Consider the following 393-nt stretch of genomic DNA (forward strand, 5'->3'; position numbering starts at 1 on the left):
TTCTATTAATTACTTGATAGAAATCAGCTTTTTTGATATGTATTTTATAATGTACAGCTCGTTGAGCTGCTATTTTCCTTATATTAAGTGCTATTAATACAAAACCTAGCTCTCGTTTAACTTTATTTATTCCTCGAACTGACATTCGAGTGAAACCCAAAATAGCCTTCATAAATCCAAAAACAGGCTCTACATCAATTTTTCTTTGACTATAGATTTTTTTCGTTTCTGGTTCAGAAAGCTTTTGATTAATTTGGGCTTTAAAGTATTCCCAATTATAATTCTTCATGATTTTCTTATTGGATTTCGAATTTGGCTTCATGCATTGTTGCCTCAAAGAACATGCTGAACAGTCATCGCATTCATATAGCTTGAAGTCACGTTTAAAACCAT

The 393-nt window shown here is 31.3% G+C and carries 1 protein-coding gene; it reads right to left on the minus strand.

From position 1 onward, the window contains the following. Nucleotides 1–393 (minus strand): transposase (locus tag GUI70_RS22735; protein WP_161884526.1); only part of this gene is annotated, 393 nt, incomplete at both ends.

The organism is Deinococcus alpinitundrae (assembly GCF_009982895.1).
Taxonomy (GTDB): domain Bacteria; phylum Deinococcota; class Deinococci; order Deinococcales; family Deinococcaceae; genus Deinococcus; species Deinococcus alpinitundrae.